We start from the raw sequence: 16,475 nt of genomic DNA on the forward strand, positions 1-16,475 counted from the left end.
AGGACGGGCAGCCCCGTAAGCCTACGGGGCGAAGGGGGTGAGGGTCTAGGGCAGGATAGGCTTTGCGCCGGCAATGTCTGACAGACCCACTCGCCCATGGATCGCCTCACCCTTCGCGTCCCTCCCGATTTGATCCGCCGCTTCGACGCCGCCGCGGCCTCGCGCGGCGGACGCGCGCGGCTCCTGCGACGGCTGATGGAAGCGGCGGCCCAGGCGCCGTTTCCGGAGGCCCCGGCGACGCCGCCCGCGCGCCTGAAGGCCAAACTGGGTCTGCGGCTGACCATCGAGGATATGACCGCCCTAGAGCGCGAGGCGGCCCGGAGAGGCCAGTCCCGGACACAATGGACCGTGGCTCTGATCCGCGCGCGGCTGCATGGCCGACCTCAGCTCAGCCGTGGCGAGGCGATCGCTTTTCTGGAGGTGCAGCGCGAACTTCGCCGGATCGGCGTCAACATCAACCAGATCGCCCGGGCCCTGAACACGGCCGTGATGGAGGGCGCGGTGCTGGACCTGGAGGTCGCCCAGCTGGACGCCTATGCGCACGAAATCCGCGCGCACCTGGTCGGGGTGCGGGACGCCTTCGCGGGTAATCTGTCGTACTGGACGCCCGACCCATGAACGACTTTCGCGTCCCGTCAGGGTTCGAGGAGGCGCTGCGTCCTCCCGTCCGCATGCGGCGGGCGAGGCTGGCGCACGCGGTGCTGCGCGTAACGCGAGGGAAGGGAAGCGAGCCGGCGACCGCCAGGCTTCAGCGCGTCGCGCGCCGCGCCCCGGAGGTGATGGTCAAGATCACCGGCCGAACGCGGGACGGCGACCATCTGCAGCGCCACCTGGACTACATCACCCGAAACGGAAGACTCGTCCTGGAGGGACCCGACGGCGAGTGTCTGTCGGGACGTGCGGAGGTTCGCGCGCTGGCCGAGGACTGGCGCGCAGAACTGGATTTGCTGGCGTCCCGAAAGGATGCTCCGGTCTCGCTGTCGATCGTTCTGAGCATGCCGGCGGGGGTGGAACCCGGCCGGGTGCACGATGCCTCGCGCGCGTTCGCGGACGCCCTGTTCGGCGATCGACATCCCTATGTCTTCGCCCTGCATACGGATGATCGGCATCCCCACGTCCATCTCACCGTCCGGGCGCTTGGACGTGACGGGGAACGGCTCAATCCGCGCAAGGCGGACCTCCAGCTCTGGCGCGAGACCTTCGCAGCGGCCCTGCGTGATCGGGGCGTCGAGGCCGAAGCCACGCCGCGACGCGCGCGTGGCGTGGTGCGCAAGAGCGAACGCACGCCCGTTCGAAAGCTGCGCGAGCGGTTCGAGCGTGGAGAGGGGGCGATGCCGGAGACCCTCAAGGGCGCCCTGAAAGACGCGGCCCGGTCGCCAGGGGAAGCGGCGGTCTGGGAGGTCCGACTGCGCCAGAGACAGGCGCAGATCCGCAAGGCGCTCGTGGTCGAGGCCTTGCGGCTCCAGGCTTCGAAGTCAGACGCGGACCGGACCCTCGGTCTTGAGATCGAAGCGTTTGTGCGAACTCTTCCGCCGGCGGCGACGCGGCGGGAAATTCTGGCCCGCGCCTTAAAGATTGAACGAGAGAAGCCAGTGCGATCCAAAGATCGAACGCGATAGGACGTCGCGCGATTGCCGAAGCGCCTCAATCCTCCGACTGCGCTGCCGCCTTTGCCGCCGCGACCGCAGCCGCCTGGGCCTCGAAGTCCGGGCGATAGGACTCCCGCGTCAATAGCGACGTCCCCAAGGAGATGGCTGTATCGGCCTCGTCCAACCTGTTCACGGCCAGATAGGCCTTGGACAGGCGCAACTGTCCGAAAGCCGAAGTCGTCGTCCCCGGTAGGGGTTCAAGAAGATCTACGACCGCCCCGGGCTGACCCATGTCCTGCAGCAGATCGGCCAGCCGCTCGCTCTGGTACTGGCCGGGGGTGGCGAGCGCCCGGTAGATCGCCAGGGCGCGGGCTTGAAGGTCGTCCTTATGGGCGGGCTTGAGCCGGCTCGCCTCCAGCAGGAGTTCGCCGTAGGCGAAGAGGTCGTCGTCGGCCATGCCGGCGTCCGGTGTCCTGGGCGGGATCTTGTCGAACACGCGCAGGAAGACTGCGGGGTCGTGTCGGGCCCAGTATCGGCCGATCGACGCCAGCGCCCGATAGCCTTGGTCGATGCCGAGATTGGTCGCCCTGACCAGGCCGTTCTCGATGACGGTCTCGTAGACCTTGATCATCTCGCCGCGCCAAGGCTCGTCCTTCCATGGCAGACTCTCAATGGTGGCGAGGAACACCGATGTGCTGACCGCGCCCAGTCCGCCGTAGCCTTCCAGCAGGGTCAGGGTCATGGCCCGGACATCCGCCGCCCGGGTTTGGTCGTCCCTGACCAGTTTGACCAGCTGGAGCCGGGCCTCGTGCAGGGGGTGCGGGCTGGAAAGCACCGTATCGAATAGTGCGATCGCTTCGGGCTTGCGGTTCAGACGGAGCAGGGCCTTCGCCTTGTGGTGGCTGATCTCCGACTTCTGCTGCTCGGTCAGCCCCGGATGGTTCGACATCCGGTCGAACACGGGAAGATGAGCCGTCAGAGCGGCTTCCGCCGTAGCCTTGTCGACGGTGGTCTTGCGATGAAGATATCCAGCTTCGATGGTCTCGATGATCGCCATCGTCACGATCGGCCTGACAGCTGTCGCGGTGTCCTGGAGGAGACGATCAGCCATCGCCGCCGGGTCCTCGAGCAGGGTCGGGTCCAGCGCGGTCGGCGCGGTGACCTCAAGCAACGCGTAGGTGAAGGCCGGGCGCCGGTCGCCGCCGGCGATCGCGGCGCGCAGCCGAGCGTCGAGGTTCTTGGACACTGTCCAGAAGGGCACGCCGTCGCCGGAGGTGGCGACATCGGCGATGTAGGCCTCCAACTGATCCAGCCATTCGTCGTCGAGAACCGGCAGCCGCTCCGCAACCGTCGCCAAGCTGGCGCGAACGACATCATGGAGGCGCACCACCGTCGTGCGGTCCGGCGTGGTCAGGCAGGCGTCTCGCAACTTTCTCAGTCCTGCCGGTTTCAGCGCGGCGCGAGCGAAACCTTCGTCGGAATCGCCCTTGTCGAGCCAATGGAAGAAGGCGAGCTCTCTCCCCATGACGTCGAGGACACGAGCCAGCAGCCGATCCGCGAGACCGCCGGGCCGCCCGTCCTCGTCATCCAGCCCTCCGATCGCTTCGCAATCAGCCTGTACGTCCTCCCAGGTCGCGCCGCTGAGCACAACGCCATTGATCAGCCCGTAGGTCAGGGGATGGCCGCCGACGGTCGCCCAGATCAGGGCGAAGATCGAATCCGGGCAGGGCGTCGTCGTGTTGCGCCCGACGACCAGTCGGGCCTCATCTTCCGTGAAGGGAGGGATCTGATAGCCGCCGCCGCTTCGCGTAGTGACGATGATGTGTGAGCCCTTGTCGCAAAGTGCGGCAAGACGGACCCGATCAAGCCCCGAGACGTCGTCGTCGATGACCAGCAGGGTGGGACGGGACCCGAGAAGATAGGCCACGTTGCGGCTGTCGCCGGCCCGGGCGATCGCAACGGCGCTCAGACTTTCCAGCGTGGGGACATCCCTGCCTTTGAGCCAGATCAGATTGTGATACCGCCCCCTGTGACGATCCGCGAAGGCGGCGGCCGCGACGGACTTGCCCGCACCGCCGTGGCCCGAGATCGCGACGCAGGCAGAGCCGGCCAGCGCCGTCGTCAAGGCGTCATTGACTGCGTCGCGAGGCAGGGCGCCCGTCGGTGGTCGCTCCATCTGCAGGCTGGAGGCCTGTTCGTCGCGCACGGCCGAAAGCACGGGCAGGTAAGGATTCAGGCGCGCCACCGCCCTATCGCTGGTCAGCAATTGATCCACGATCCGCGTGGCGATCTCCTCGGCGCCCCAGAGCTCGATCGATTTGCGGCTCATACCCTTGCCGGCCTTTGCCGCCTTGATGAAGGCTTTGGCCTGGGACTTCACCTTGAGCTGGGCGGACAACAGGACGATCTTGCGCGCCTTCGGTCCCTCCTTGAGAGCGTACTTCAGGTCTTTTGTGGCCTTGGCCATCTTCCCATTGAAATAGCCCTTCTCGGCGGAATACTCGGCCACCCACGCGCCGTCGCTGGATTGGGTGTCGACAACGCCGCCGACGGGGAAGCCGAGCGCGTTCAGGCCCGCGTGGGTCAGCGGAATGCCCAACAGTTCGTCCATGAACAGCTGTCCGAAACGCTCGAAGTCCGGCCCGATCAATTGGATGCCGGTGGTGAGTCGGACGATGTGGGCGGCTCGCAGTTTGGGATTGAGGGCGGTCATAAAGCTGATGCGACGAGATCGAGGGGCGTGACGCTCTCTTGCGCCGCACCGGTTATAGAGGCCATCTGCGCCCGTCGCATCCAGTTGTTCCGCGAACCTGGGTCTAGGTTCGCCATAGCGCGTCGAGACGACCCGACATCCAGGCCGTCTTTCGCGATTAACGATCGCGCCCGCGATCGGAACGGCGGGGCGGTGTGCGGCTGTCGGCGTCCCTGGATCGTTCCGTCTCCGGGCGCACGCGGGACCAGGCCTGTTGCATCAGCCGAGCCTGGGCGGCGGGGTCCGAGATGAGGGTGCGGACAACCACGGCGGCCATGTCCAGACGCCGCTTCACCTCCTCGCGCGTCGGCTCCATGGCGCGGCGGCCGGCCCGCTCGGCCGGCTCATTGGCGGCCTGTCGATCCCGTTCGGTGGGCTTGTAGCCCGCGACCTCGAGGCCGAGCGATCGTCCCTGCACCCAGACTTCCCGGCGGAAGGCCTCGTCTCCGGAGACTTTGATGCCGGACCAGCCGCGATGTTGGGCGATCCGGAGCATCGAGGCGACGGCGTCCGGATAGGCCTGTTGCGAGGACAGGGCCCGGCCATGGTCGCGGAACATCGGGTCCGAGGCCTTGTGGTCGCGATAGTAGCGCTCCGGTCGACCCTGGCGATCGCGCTCGATCAGATAGCGATCCAGCAACTGGGTCGGGACATCGCCCTTGTCGAGCGAGCGGCCGTCCGCTCGCGTCGCCGGCTGTGGCGACACGCGGTTGACCGGATCGGGCTTGGACTTGGCGGCGCTCACGGCAGACGCTCCCGGGACGGCGCGGCGATGGGGGCCGTCACCACACGCTGAAGCCAGGCCTGCACCTCGGCCTCCGTCGCGCCTGGGGGCGGGGGCTTCAGACCCTCAGCCGTGAAGCGGCGGACGATGCTGTCGAAATCCATGTCGGTCTCCACATCGCTCGGGGGCTGGGGGTCCGGCGCGAGCGGCGCGGGCGCGCGCGGCGCCGTCGGCGGGGAGGAGGGCGCCGGACGCAGCCGATCCGTGAAGCGCCGGTCGCGGTAGTAGACGAGCTTGCGGCCGCGCGTCGGCGCCAGGCCCGCCTTCAGGACGATCAGGGCCTTGTCCGACAGCTGCATCAGCTCCTGTGGAAGCATGAGGGCCCGCCTCTGGTCGGAGTCCGTCAGACTGCGACGACCCTGGCCCAGTCCGATCGGGCGGCTCCGGCTGCGCGCTCGATAGGTATAGTAGCCGAGACGTTCGCTCAGCTCCTGGGCCACCTTCAGCTCCTTGGGCGCGAAGACGATCTCGAGGCCGCAGTTGGTGAGGATGTCCTCGGTGATGTCCGGACCATACAGGGCGCGGAGCTGGGACGGGCTCTGGATGACGGGGAGCAGGCGCAGGCCATAGCCGGCGACCCAGGCGAAGGCGTGCGCCAGCACAGGGGCGCGGCCAAGCCGGGCGAACTCGTCCAGCAAGACGAGCGTCGGCGGTGTGTCGGCGGTCGGCAGGGTGCGGCTGTTGAGATCGACGAGTTGCTGGAAGAGGAGGGCATAGAGCGGGGCGACCCGGTCCATGTTTTCCGGCGAGGCCGCCAGATAGAGAGACAGGCGGCCGCCACGAATGTCGCGCAGATCGAAGTCGCTCGCGGACGTCGCGGCGTCCACCAGCGGATTGAGCCAGAGCCCCATCCGGGTGGTGATCGACTGACGGATCGAGGCGAAAGTGTTCTCGCCCGAACTGCAGAAGTCGGTCAGGGCGGAGGCGGCGCCGGCCGGGATCGGATCGCCGATCCGGCGGCGTTCCTCCAGCAGTTTGGGGAACCGCTCGCGCGGGTCGCCCTCGGTCAGCTGACGGTAGATTTCGCCGAGGGTGAAGGGGAGGTCCGGCGTCGCGGCGACATAGGCGCCCACTCCGATGAAGCCGGTGCGGGCGGCCTCGGACCAGAAGGGGTCGGCGTGGCTGTGCGCCGGGAACAGCATGCCCGCGATACGCTGGAGCTCGTCCAGAACGACGATCGGGGCGGTGCGATCGATGTGGTGAAGGGGGTTGAAGCGCGCCGTCCGACCGTCCGGGGCGAGCGGGTCGAACAGGCGGACATCCTGCCCGGCTTCCTCCCGAAAGCCCGCGGTGGCGTTGAAGTTTTCCCGCTTGATGTCGAGCACCACGACGGAGCTCGGCCAGGTCAGGAGGTTGGGCACCACGACGCCCACGCCCTTGCCCGTCCGGGTCGGGGCGTAGAGCATAACATGGTCGGGACCTCCGGCGATCAGCAGGCCCTCGGCGGTCTGGCCCAGAAGGATGCCGGTTCGATCCCGGAGGCGATGGCGGCGCTGTTCTCCGCGCGTGGACCAGCGGGCCGCGCCGTGAAGGGGGCGGCGGATGCCCAGGGCGATCGCCGTGCCGAGAATCAGAAGGATGAGACCCATGACGCCCGCGCCGACGCCCAGCCAGCGTCGGACCTCGGGATCGTGGCGGTAGTAGAGAAACCAGGCCGGGACGCGGACCGGATCGATGTCGCCCGAAAACCGGCCGAGGCCGACAAGGGCCACGAGGAATGTTCCGATGCAGAAGAGGGCGAGCCCGGTCGCCAGCCCCGCCGCGATCAGCGCCGCCCTAGTTCCCGGCGCGGCGCTTGCGATGCGGGTCATGCCACACCTCCGTCATCAGGAACCGGCCGTCGATCTTCTTCATCTGGACCACCACATCGACCATCAGGTGCAGCATGGTACGGATGTCGTCGCGCGGCAGGTCGCGCCCGCCCTCGGACTCGCGGACCAGCAGCGTGAGCTGCTCGAAGGCGAGACTGGCGGAGTCGGCATGCACCGTGGTGATCGATCCGGGGTGCCCGGAGTTGACGTTGCGCAGGAAGAAGAAGGCGGTTCCGTCGCGCAGCTCCTGGAGCAGGACCCGATCGGGCCTCATCCTGAGCGCGCTTTCGAGGAGGGCCTTGGGGCCGACCTTCGCGAGACCCTGTCCGTCCTTCGAATAGACGAGATGGACGACGTTGCGCTGGGGCAGGATCAACTCGCGCGTATCCTCGATCGTCAGCAGCCGCTCGTGCGCCGGGATCAGCTCCACCAGACCCTTGGCGAAGGTGGTCTTGCCCGATCCCGTGGCGCCCGAGATCAGGATGTTGCGGCGGGTCTCGACCGCCAGCCGGAAGAAGCCCACCCAGTCGCCGGCCTCCCGCAGCCGGATCAGGGCCGCGTCGGTTTCATCGATCTCGCCGCCGCTCACGGTCTCGGCCGAGGCGAACAGGCCTGCGGCGTGGAAGTCCTCCAGACCCATCCGCCGTCCGGAAGGCTTGCGGATCGTCAGGGAGACCGTGCCCGCCGGAACCACCGGCGGAAGCACGATCTGGCAGCGCGCGTCGCCGGGAAGCACGGTCGAACAGATCGGTCGCTCCGCATCGACATCCTGTCCGGTATAGGCGGCCGCCGCTACGGCGAGGGTGCGCAGCCAGTTTTCGGTCAGTTCCGGCGCCGTGTGCCAGCGCCAACCGTCCGGGCCCTCCACCCCGACCTCGGTCGGCCGGTTGACCACCACCTCGGTCACCGTCGCCGGTTCCAGGTACGGGCGCAGCGGCGCGAGATAGTGGTCGATGACGGAGGTGTCGCGCATCACCTCGGACGCAGGCCGTACACATCGGCGAAGTTCAGATCCTGGGCGACAAAGATCGAGACCTCCGAGCCCTGGGTCTTGCGCAGGGTCGGCGGAATGCCGATCGATCCCTGAAGGGCGACGGACGCGGCGTTGGACGGCACGCGGGCGGTGGACTGGAGGCCCTGGCCGCCGCCGGCGGCGGCATAGGCGGCGTCATCGACGATCGACAGCAGAAGGGCGCCGCCGAACCGGTCCCAGAACCGGGTGTCGATCGCGCCGTCGAAGCCGGATCGGCCGAGCGCGTCGGCGGACGGGGAGGCCAGGGCGATGGCGACGCCTCCGGGCGTCACCGCCCGGGTCCAGAGCACGAACAGACGACCGCGACCGGGCTCAAGCGCGCCACGATACTCGCCCAAGACCCGGGTGCCGCGCTCCAGCAGGACCACGGCGCCGTTCTCGGAATAGACGTCCCGGGAGATCAGGCAGCTCACATAGCCGGGGGTGGCGCTGTCCATCGCCGTCTGGAGAATGCAAGGCAGGCTGGAGCCCGCCGTGATCAGGAGACTGCGGTCCGGGAGCCGGCCGGCTCGCGCCTGTCCGATCGGGCTGATCCGGCGCAACTGGTCCAGGGCGTGGTCGGCGCCCGCCTGCGGGGCAGCCGCTTCACCCGGCGAGGCGACCAGCGTGCGGTCCGCCGTCATCGCCCCGGGCCGGCTGTAGGCCAGGACCGGGGCGCGGCGGGCGCTTTCGGCGAGCGCCTGTCGCTGTTCCGCGGCCGTGGGGCCGGACGTCCGGGCGTCGGCTTCGGTCGGGGCGATCGCGGGGACCACCTCGCCTTCGTCGCCCAGCAGGGGCGCATCCGGATCGGCGTCCGCCGTCTCCAGCAGCGGTGGCTCAGGCCGCCGGGCGGGCTCGAACGGGGCGAGCTGACGAGGCGGCGTGTCCTCGGCCGGATTGTCGCGGTCGCGCGCATCGCCCCTGTCCCAGGTGGCGAACAGGAAGACCCCGCAGCCGGCTGCGAGGGCCGCCAGGGTGATCATTCGCCCCTGACGGCCGCCGATGCGGCCGGCGATCGGGGACACGCCGCGATCCTGGGCGATCGGCGGATCCCGGGGCTCGGGGGCGGGCGGCGGAGGCGGCGTGTCGGCGGTCATGACCGATCTCCCGTCACGGTGCGGTCGACGACCGGGGAGGCCGTGCCGGTGCCGGTCGAAACGCCGCGCGGATCGAAGGCCTCGTTGAAGATGCAAAGGACGGAGCCGCCATGGCGCAGCCGAAGCCCGGCCGTGACGCCGTGGATGACGACGAACTCGCCGCGTACATCATAGGGGACGATCCGCTCCGAGCCGTCGGCGGCCACCTCGAAGATCGCCGGAATGGGCTGATTGCCGGGGAAACGCAGGACGGTGAAACGGCCGTTGTCGGTGACCTCGCTCGGCTGCAGACGGGCGTCGCCCTGAAGCGAATAGGCCAGGTTGCGCCGCCCCTCGACGGCTCCGGCCTGTAGTTCCAGTCCGACCAGCCGCGCCTCGAGCGCGGTCGCCGATGCGGCCAGCTGGGCGGCCGCCCGGGCCTGCTCGTCCTCCGGATAGCGGAAGCGGATCTGGTAGGCGGCGGAGCGGGCGCCGGGATCGCGGGCGACGAGCTCGAAGACATAGTGGCGGGCCAGACCGCCCCGCTCCGTGACGACCAGAAGGTTCGTGGCCTGGTGGCGTTCGCGGGGCTTCAGGAACAGGACCGAACCCTCGGCCGCCACCTCCCAGGCGATGCTGTCGCCGATCGCGGCGTGACGGATGGTCTCCTCGGGCGAAAAGATGATCTGGGTCGCCGTGCGGAAGGCACCGGAGATCTCATAGACCGCGTGCGGCGCATAGGTGAGCTCCTGGATACGATCGTTCGCCCGGGCGAATCCGGCCGGGAGGGCGAGCGACAGCAGGGCCGCCGCGATGGGCAGGCTCAGGGACTTCATCGGATGACCTCCGGGTCGGCGCGATAGGATGTCACCTGGAAGCCGAGGGGATTGCGGAGGCGATCGGCTTCCGTCATCGGCGCCCGGGTGTAGGAAAAGGCGATGGTGGCGATCCAGTCGCTCTCGGTGACCTGCTGCGCCTGCCGGACCGTGCGCCGGAACCGCACATTGGCGACGCTGTCGTTGATGAAGCCGATGGCGCGGATGGAGACGACCGCCTCGCCGTTGCGACCGTAGAGGTTCTGCGGGCTGGCGGGGTTGGAGCCGCGGTAGAGATCGGCCCATCGGCGTTGCTCGCCCGGTCCCGACAGCAGGGAGACCTGCCGGAACGCGTCCTCCGCCGCCGGATCCAGATAGCCCTCCCGCGCCCGGACGTACTGGCCGAGGAAGTATTTGCTGACCGCCTCGTCATAGCGGACGGGACCGGTCTCCTCCGACAGGCCACGCACGACATCGACGGCCCCGGTCGCCTGGTCGACGCGTATGACGAAGGGCTCGCTGGTCTTCAGAGGCGTCAGGAAGGTCACTGCGGCGGTCGCCGAGACGGCAAGGGCCGTGGCGACGCCGGCGGCCGCCCAGGCGAGGCGTCGGGATCGCAGGGCCGCCGCCAGACGGTCCTGGTCCCAGCGCCGTGCCTCGGTGAAATACTGCTTCAGGTCGTCGGTCGGGACGCCGGTCATGCGCAACCTCCCGCGACGGGAGTCTCTTCGGAGGCGTCGTGTGACCCGCCGGCCGCCGGCTGGGCGCCCGTCTGGGCAGGCGGCGACGCCGGCAGCAAGATCGATCCGTAGGGATTGGCGGGCCGGCGATCGCGCCCGTCGCAGGCCGGGGCCGGGTCGCCGCGACCAGTGGCGCAGCCGGCGAGCAGGCAGCTCAGGATCAGCAGCAGGCGAAGGCTCATGTCAGGCTCCGTTCGTCGGTCGAATGGTTCCGCCGCCCTTGGGCGGCTGGCGGCTGGCTTCCAGCGGTCCGCGCGCCCGGCCCGAGGACCCGGATCCGAGGGCGGCCGCGTTGGCGAAGTCGGCGAGGCCGGCGCTGGCGCCGCCAGCGATGCCCGCCGCGATCGCCGGGGTCTGCAGGAAGAAGATCGCGCCCAGCAGGCACAGGGCGACGAAGATCAGGCCGCCGATCATCGGATCCGCGCCCTGGATGGCGCCCCACTGGTCGCGCACCAGCGACAGGACCAGCTGGAAGATGACGATGATGAGGGCGAACAGGACCAGATAGTTCACGGCCTGGCTCAGCCAGCCGAAGAAGTAGCGGCGGGTGGCGTCGAACAATGCGCAGGCGATGAAGATCGGGCCGAGGGTGACCAGAAGGGCCAGGGCGAGCTTGGCGACGAGGACCACGCCGAAGCCGAGGGCCGCGGCCAAGGCGCCGATGATGAAGACCGCCGCGGCGACGATATAGGGCGCCGGGTTGAAGGCCGAGGCGTCGCGCGAGATGTCCTCGCCGAGCCAGGCGGCATAGGCGAAGAACTGGTCGAAGGCGGCTCCGACGCTCGGCGTCTCCGATCCGCTGACCGCCCGGGTCAGGGCGTTGGGCAGGCTGGTGAACAGGGGCTCGGTGACGAAGCTGGAATAGGCGGGCGTCGTCGCCAGGGCATAGAGGAAGGCCAGCTTGATCGAGCGGACGGCGAAATCCATGACCGGCTCGGCGATGGCGCCCCGCAGGATCGCGATGCCGTAGAGGACGACATAGAGGAGCAGGGCGATGCGCAGCGGGCCGTCCACCTCGCCGATGACCGAGGCGAGACGCTCGCCCAGGAACACATTCAGGCGTTCGTCGATAAAGTCGTAGCTCGGCTCGAAGACGCGGAACGACATGATCAGGGCTCGCCGATCGTCCGGGCATAGACGTCCATCCGCTCCCGGCGACGGGCTTCCGCCAGGCCTTCCCGCGCGGCCGAACAGTCCGGATGGCGGGCGCCCGCATCGCACTCGGCCACGGTCCTCACCGCCGCTTCCGGATCCGCGGCAAACTCCGCCGCAGTCCGCTCTGGACTGGAACAGGCCGCCACCAGCAGCCCGGCGAGACCGATGAGCCGCTTCACCGGAACGTCCGTTCGTAGGCGGATTGGCGCGCGGCGCGCGCGGCCGCGGCGCGCTCCCTGTGGCGTTGCTCCTCAAGGCGGGCTTCGGCCGCCTGGGTGACGGCGAGGCCCTGGAGGCGGAGCTGCTCGTTCTGGATCAGCGCCTGTTCGGCCGAGAGCCGCGCTTCCAGATCCATCACCGCCCTTGCATTGGGCGCGGTGTCCAGCGCCCGACGCAGGGCCTCCAGACCGTCCAGCCTCTGATCGGAGGCCGCGCCGACAGCCTCGCCGATCGCCAAGTCCCGGGCCGTTCGCGCGCCGGCCCGCTCCAGACTGTCCCGGTAGTAGGCGTCGGCCTCGGACAGGTCGCCCTCAGCCGGGGTGTAGAGACGGGTCTGGCGGCGGATCGCATCGGCCCGGTCCGCCAGAGCGCCAAGCGCGCCCAGGTCGCCCTCGGCGGCGGCGCGCAGCGCGCGGCTGTCGGGGAGGGGGTTGCGGACCTCGGGCAGGCCGAGGCCTTCGGCCAGGCGGTTGACGTCCGACAGATCGTTCAGACTGTCGAACAGGGCGCGCTGTTCCTCGATCTGGGCTTGCAGGGCCTGCAACTGCTCCAGGCTGGTCCGCGCATCCTCGATCATCTGCACCAGCGCCCGGGGATCGTGGACGACGTACTGGGCATGGGCGGCGGGGGCGGCGAACAACAGGCCGGCGGCCAGGGCCGTCGCGGCGAGAGGGCGGAAGATCACAGGCTTCTCCTTTGCTCATTGAAGGGGGCGCGCCACTGCGCATAGTCGTCGCCGACCTCGGCCCGCAGGCGGTCCAGAAGGGCGACCGTTCCGGCGCGGCCGGACAGCACGGCGAGGGCGTCGTCCATGCCGCCGAGGTCGAGTTCGACCACGACGCTGTCGTGCCCCTGCTTGACGAGGAAGCGGTGGGACTCCGGCGTCAGCTCCTCACGGACGAGGCGGAACTCCTCGTGGGTCAGGCCGAAGCCGTCGATGTAGTCCCGCGCCTGGCCATGGGCGTTCGGCAGGAAGATCTGGGTCGCGCACTGCTCGAGGATGGCGTGGGCGATCGGCGACCGCAGTGCATCGGCGGGCGACTGGGTGCCGAACACCATGAAGGCGTTCTGCTTGCGCCAGGTCTTCAGCCCGTCCTGGGCCAGGTCGGTGAAGGCGGGGTCGCCCAGAACCTTCCAGAACTCGTCGATGTCCAGAACCAGACGGCGGCCGTCCACCCGTTCGGCGATGCGATGGAAGAGATAGAGCATCGCTGGCGTGCGGACCTCGTCGTGGTCCAGAACCTGGGTGATGTCGAAGCCGGCGAACCGGGCGCCGAGGCTGAGCGCGTCCTCGTCATTGTCGAGCACCCAGCCGAGAGGCCCGCCCTTCTGCCAGCGTTCCAGGCGCGCGCCGATGCCCCCGGCGTCGGCCTGGCCCAGCAGGCTGCGCAGGGCCGCGATCGAGCGGCGTTCGCGCGGCAGGGCTTCGAGCGCGATGACGCCGTCGTCGATGGCGCGCGCCTGTGCGACCGTCAGCGTCTCGTCCGGTCGGGCCACAAGGGTGCGGATCAGGCGCACGAGGAAGGCCCGGTTGGCGGCCGAGGGCGACAGCGCCTTGAAGGGGGCGAAGCCGGTCGGCTCTCCGTTGCGAAGCGCCAGATAGGTCCCGCCGCTGGCCCTGACGAAGATCTCCGCGCCTCGATCCTTGTCGATGAAGAGCTGCTGGGAGCCGAACCGCTCGAGCTGGGCGAGCATGAAGTTCTGGACGACTGTCTTGCCGGATCCCGAGGGACCGCAGATGAAGGTGTGGCCCAGGTCGCCGACGTGGAAGTTGAAGTGGAAGGGTGAGCCGGCCGTGGTGCGCAGCACCGCAACGGCCGGCCCCCAGTGATTTCCCTCGGCCTTGCCGACCGGGTGGGCGTGAAGAGGCGCAAGCGCCGCGAAATTGCGCGAGGTGATCGCGGCCGGCCGGGTGCGTCTGGAGAAGACGCCGGGGAACTGGGACCAGAAGGCCGCTTCCAGCCCGAGATCCTCCCGCGCGACGACGAGGCCGGAATCGGCGAGCACCGCGCGGGCCTTGGACAGATGGTCCGCGAGGGCCGACGGCGTCTCGCCGTGGATCAGGACGGAGGCCTGATGCTCGCCCATGACGAACCGATTGCTGGTCAACTCGTCCAGGGCGTCTGACAGGCCCTCGATCTGCGATCCGGCGCGATCGCGCGCCGAGACCATCTGGTTCTGCTTGCGCTCCATCACCGCGCGGGCGGCGGCTTTCGACAGGAAGGCGAAGGACTGGGACATGACGAAGCCGAACCGGGCGTTCAGCAGGGCGTCCCAGAGACCCGGCCGTGTCGTCGCCGGATACTCCTTGATGGCCAGCACCCCGCCGAACCGCTCCCCGGCCGCGTCGCGCAGCTCCAGGATCTCGCGGCCGAAGATCGTGCGAACGGTATAGATCGCCGCTCCGAGGTGGCCGTGGACGAGCGGCGCGGCGAACCGGCGCCCGGTCAGGATCAGACCCATGACCTCCAGAGGTTCGGAGAACCACAGCCCGTTCTTCTCGCAGAGGCCCAGCAACCGTGGCGTATAGCGATCGAGGTACTGCGCCAGGTCGCGCCCGGCCTCCTCGAGACGCCGCACCTGGGCCGTCATGACCTCGCCGTCGTCCCGGCGAGCCTGCCGCAGACGTCGCATCATGGCCGCGGCGCGATCCGCGCCATCGCGTCCCGGATGCAGGACCAGGGTCACGAACAGCTCGTTGACCCAGAGCCGGCGGCTGGCCATCCGAGCGTTATAGGCCCCGGCAAGACCGCTGGCGAAAGCCGAGGCGTGGCCCGTCGACGGCGAAGGCTCGACCTCGCGGCGGACGACGTGGTGCCAGACCGCCAGCCGGTCGTCAGAGAGATTCCGCCACGCCTGGTTGAGCTTGACGTGCCAGTCGTTCAGGTCGCGCGCATCGGCGGTCTCGAAACTGGCGCCGGCGACCTGGAACACCATCATCAGGGCGCCGCTGTCCAGCGCGACCACATGGTCGTTCACATGGCGCGCATAGGGGAGCTGGGCCCGGAACTCGGTCTCCCGATGCAGGCGGGACGATGGCGCGCCGCCGTCACCCACGGAGAACCTCCACCGGCCGGTAGCGGCGGACGAGCGGGAGGGGAGACACCGAACTGCCGCCCCACAGGGCGCCGTTCCGGCACCGGCCCTTGGTGTCCACATAGAGGAACAGGAGGCGGAAGGCGTTGTGGTCCGCCCGGCAGATCGCCCGGAACACCAGGTGCAGGGCCGGCGCCACGAGCAGATAGAAGAGGCTGCCGCCGACGAGGAAGACGACCCCCGACAGGATGACATTGACCCCCATGGCCTCCATCGGCACGCCCATCACCATTGCGGGGCGGGTGCAGGCCAGGAACAACGGGTCCTCGGTGAGACGTTCCTCAGCCATGGGCGCCGCCCTCCATCATCCAGGATCCGGCGACCACCAGGGCGATCCCGCAGGTGCCCCCGGCGACGCTCTGGGCGAACCGTTTGGGGGCGAGGAGGCCTAGCCCGAGCGCCAGGCACAGGGCCAGGAAGGCCGACGTCGCCCCGATCGTCAGAAGCAGGCCGGGCGAGGGCATCAGGCGCCGCCCGTGATCAGATTGACGATCTCCGCCGCGCCGAAGACCACGACGATGCCGAGGACGACGATCGCCGCGCGTCGCAGATCGAACAGGCCGAACATCCAGAGGATGCCGACGACGACGACCGCGAGGACGGCCAGCAGACGGGCGGTATTGCCCGTCAGCATGTCGACCACATTCTGGAGGAGGCCCTCGACATTGGCCGAGGCCATGGCCGGCTGAGCGGACAGGGCCGTGGCGGCCAGGGCGATGGCCAGGGTCGCCGCCAGAGTGCGGGAAGGGCGGCGCGCGGACGCGATCGGGCTCATCTGGATCACCATTCGGCTGAGGTTGAGAAGACGACGACGCCGGCCCGCGCCCGGCCGAAGACATCCCAGGGCGGCGCGGGCGGGGACGCCGGCTCCGGCGGGGCCGCGACGGCGGTTGTTTCGAGAGGGGGAGCGACGTCCCGGAGGATCGGCGGCGCCATCAGGCTCAGCCGGACAGCGGCGGCCTCCACCCGACCGACATAGCCGTTATCGAAACCCCGCCGGGCGTCGCCGGTGTTGTAGCGGGACAGGGCGACCCGCAGGGCCGACTGGCGGTCGGACGGCGTACTCCCGGAAACCCGGTATCCGGCCTTCAGCACGGTCGCCGCCGCCGCCAGATTGCGGCAGGGGTCGAAGGCGTCCTCGACCGACAGGTCCAGCCAGTCGAGATTGCTGCTGTTGATCTGGGCGAGCCCGAGATCGATGTTGGCGCCGCGCGACAGAAGCGCCCGGGCGGTGCGCGCCGCTTCCCGGGCGTCCCGGGATCGTGCGGGCGCCGGGCCGCCGCGATTGACCCCGATCGCCAAGGGATCGAACCGGCTTTCGACATGGGCGATCGCCGCGAGCGTCTCGGGTGCGACCGAAGGGGCGCAAGCCTGCGACAAGGCGAGGACGGCGGCGAGTTCGAGCATGAAGCCTCCAGCGAGAAGG

At 69.4% G+C, this 16,475-nt stretch carries 18 protein-coding genes; 2 read left to right on the plus strand and 16 right to left on the minus strand.

Going from position 1 to position 16,475, the window contains the following annotated elements:
* Positions 1-96 precede the first annotated feature (96 nt).
* Both AC07XS_RS09660 and AC07XS_RS09665 read left to right on the plus strand, forming a co-directional pair.
* Positions 97-618 carry a plasmid mobilization relaxosome protein MobC gene (locus AC07XS_RS09660; protein WP_182714282.1) on the plus strand — a complete coding sequence of 174 codons (522 nt, stop codon included), beginning with the start codon at positions 97-99 and terminating at the stop codon, positions 616-618.
* A gap of 161 nt (positions 619-779) precedes the next feature.
* Positions 780-1,619 carry a relaxase/mobilization nuclease domain-containing protein gene (locus tag AC07XS_RS09665; RefSeq protein ID WP_321208057.1) on the plus strand — a complete coding sequence of 280 codons (840 nt, stop codon included), beginning with the start codon at positions 780-782 and terminating at the stop codon, positions 1,617-1,619.
* A gap of 25 nt (positions 1,620-1,644) precedes the next feature.
* On the opposite strand, the gene AC07XS_RS09670 is transcribed toward AC07XS_RS09665, so the two are convergent.
* The 16 genes from AC07XS_RS09670 to AC07XS_RS09745 form a co-directional block, all read right to left on the minus strand.
* A complete protein-coding gene (locus AC07XS_RS09670) occupies positions 1,645-4,302 on the minus strand; it encodes an ATP-binding cassette domain-containing protein (protein WP_182714281.1) in 2,658 nt (885 codons plus the stop codon).
* Positions 4,303-4,459: 157 nt separating this feature from the next.
* Complete coding sequence (locus tag AC07XS_RS09675) at positions 4,460-5,086, minus strand: LPD7 domain-containing protein (RefSeq protein ID WP_182714280.1); 627 nt, start codon at positions 5,084-5,086, stop codon at positions 4,460-4,462.
* Positions 5,083-6,936, minus strand: a complete 1,854-nt coding sequence (locus AC07XS_RS09680) for a type IV secretory system conjugative DNA transfer family protein (RefSeq protein WP_182714279.1) — start codon at positions 6,934-6,936, stop codon at positions 5,083-5,085. The genes AC07XS_RS09675 and AC07XS_RS09680 overlap by 4 nt, the downstream gene beginning before the upstream one ends.
* Positions 6,902-7,909 carry a P-type DNA transfer ATPase VirB11 gene (gene virB11 / locus AC07XS_RS09685; protein ID WP_182714278.1) on the minus strand — a complete coding sequence of 336 codons (1,008 nt, stop codon included), beginning with the start codon at positions 7,907-7,909 and terminating at the stop codon, positions 6,902-6,904. Before virB11 ends, AC07XS_RS09680 begins: the two co-directional genes overlap by 35 nt.
* The gene (gene virB10 / locus AC07XS_RS09690; protein ID WP_182714277.1) at positions 7,909-9,045 is read right to left on the minus strand and encodes a type IV secretion system protein VirB10; all 1,137 of its coding nucleotides are present in this window, start codon (positions 9,043-9,045) and stop codon (positions 7,909-7,911) included. The genes virB11 and virB10 overlap by 1 nt, the downstream gene beginning before the upstream one ends.
* On the minus strand, positions 9,042-9,860 hold the full coding sequence (locus AC07XS_RS09695; protein ID WP_182714276.1) for a TrbG/VirB9 family P-type conjugative transfer protein: 819 nt from the start codon (positions 9,858-9,860) through the stop codon (positions 9,042-9,044). The genes virB10 and AC07XS_RS09695 overlap by 4 nt, the downstream gene beginning before the upstream one ends.
* Positions 9,857-10,540, minus strand: coding sequence for a VirB8/TrbF family protein (locus AC07XS_RS09700; RefSeq protein ID WP_182714275.1), 684 nt, complete (start codon positions 10,538-10,540; stop codon positions 9,857-9,859). Before AC07XS_RS09700 ends, AC07XS_RS09695 begins: the two co-directional genes overlap by 4 nt.
* Positions 10,537-10,761: a hypothetical protein gene (locus AC07XS_RS09705; RefSeq protein WP_182714274.1), complete on the minus strand. Its 225-nt coding sequence runs from the start codon at positions 10,759-10,761 to the stop codon at positions 10,537-10,539. The genes AC07XS_RS09700 and AC07XS_RS09705 overlap by 4 nt, the downstream gene beginning before the upstream one ends.
* A gap of 1 nt (position 10,762) precedes the next feature.
* Positions 10,763-11,686, minus strand: a complete 924-nt coding sequence (locus AC07XS_RS09710) for a type IV secretion system protein (RefSeq protein ID WP_182714273.1) — start codon at positions 11,684-11,686, stop codon at positions 10,763-10,765.
* A 2-nt stretch (positions 11,687-11,688) separates the two neighbouring features.
* Entirely contained in the window at positions 11,689-11,913 is a 225-nt protein-coding gene (locus AC07XS_RS09715) for an EexN family lipoprotein (RefSeq protein WP_182714272.1), read from the minus strand.
* Entirely contained in the window at positions 11,910-12,638 is a 729-nt protein-coding gene (locus AC07XS_RS09720) for a type IV secretion system protein (protein ID WP_182714271.1), read from the minus strand. The genes AC07XS_RS09715 and AC07XS_RS09720 overlap by 4 nt, the downstream gene beginning before the upstream one ends.
* Positions 12,635-15,010 (minus strand): VirB4 family type IV secretion/conjugal transfer ATPase, encoded by a 2,376-nt coding sequence (locus tag AC07XS_RS09725; protein WP_321208056.1) that lies wholly within the window; start codon positions 15,008-15,010, stop codon positions 12,635-12,637. Before AC07XS_RS09725 ends, AC07XS_RS09720 begins: the two co-directional genes overlap by 4 nt.
* Complete coding sequence (locus AC07XS_RS09730; protein ID WP_182714269.1) at positions 15,003-15,338, minus strand: VirB3 family type IV secretion system protein; 336 nt, start codon at positions 15,336-15,338, stop codon at positions 15,003-15,005. Before AC07XS_RS09730 ends, AC07XS_RS09725 begins: the two co-directional genes overlap by 8 nt.
* Complete coding sequence (locus tag AC07XS_RS09735) at positions 15,331-15,513, minus strand: hypothetical protein (RefSeq protein ID WP_182714268.1); 183 nt, start codon at positions 15,511-15,513, stop codon at positions 15,331-15,333. The genes AC07XS_RS09730 and AC07XS_RS09735 overlap by 8 nt, the downstream gene beginning before the upstream one ends.
* Positions 15,513-15,824 carry a TrbC/VirB2 family protein gene (locus AC07XS_RS09740; protein ID WP_182714267.1) on the minus strand — a complete coding sequence of 104 codons (312 nt, stop codon included), beginning with the start codon at positions 15,822-15,824 and terminating at the stop codon, positions 15,513-15,515. Before AC07XS_RS09740 ends, AC07XS_RS09735 begins: the two co-directional genes overlap by 1 nt.
* Before the next feature lie 5 nt (positions 15,825-15,829).
* On the minus strand, positions 15,830-16,456 hold the full coding sequence (locus tag AC07XS_RS09745) for a transglycosylase SLT domain-containing protein (RefSeq protein ID WP_182714266.1): 627 nt from the start codon (positions 16,454-16,456) through the stop codon (positions 15,830-15,832).
* Positions 16,457-16,475 lie beyond the last annotated feature (19 nt).

Source organism: Brevundimonas sp. GW456-12-10-14-LB3, from assembly GCF_059424365.1.